We start from the raw sequence: 634 nt of genomic DNA on the forward strand, positions 1-634 counted from the left end.
GTGTACGAGCCGGGTGGGCGGGTGAGCGGCCGGGAATGGGACCTGCAGGAGGGCGGGGGGCGGATCGCCGACAAGCTCGACGGCTGGACCTATGACGCCGCCGGACGCCTCGCGTCGATCCCGGGGCGGATCGACGCGATCACCTACGATGCCAGCGACCGTCCGTTGACCACAATCTACGCCAAAGGTGGCGGGACGACGCGGCGGACCTATGATCCGAAGCGCGGCTGGCTGACGCGGCTCGAGGGGCCGGGGCTCGACCTCACCTACACGCGCGATCTCGCCGGGCGGATCCTGTCGATCCGCGGCCCGAGCGCCGAGAGCTTCGCGTTCACCTATAACGAGGCCGATTGGCTGCTGTCGTCGGCGCGGGGCGGCGGGGATTCGCGGCAGGCCTTCGCCTATGACATCGCCGGCAACATGACGGCCCAGACCGGGCCGAGTTCCATGGGCGCGACATTCCCGACCGCCCGCTCGCAGCGTCCGCATGCGCCGCTGACGGTCAGCCGTTTGTTCGATGGCAAGGAGTTTCGAGAAACGCAGGTCTACGACAACAACGGCAACCTGCTTCAGGGCGGCAGGCGGACCATCGCCTGGGACGGGGAGAACCGGCCGGAGGAGATCGCGGCCGGTC

1 protein-coding gene is annotated in these 634 nt (G+C 69.4%); it reads left to right on the forward strand.

All coding sequences use genetic code 11. The features are described 5' to 3' along the window. A partial coding sequence (locus FEZ63_RS25280; RefSeq protein WP_201274249.1) for a hypothetical protein occupies positions 1-634 on the forward strand: 634 nt, incomplete at both ends.

Source organism: Microvirga brassicacearum (assembly GCF_008757455.1).
Lineage (GTDB): Bacteria > Pseudomonadota > Alphaproteobacteria > Rhizobiales > Beijerinckiaceae > Microvirga > Microvirga brassicacearum.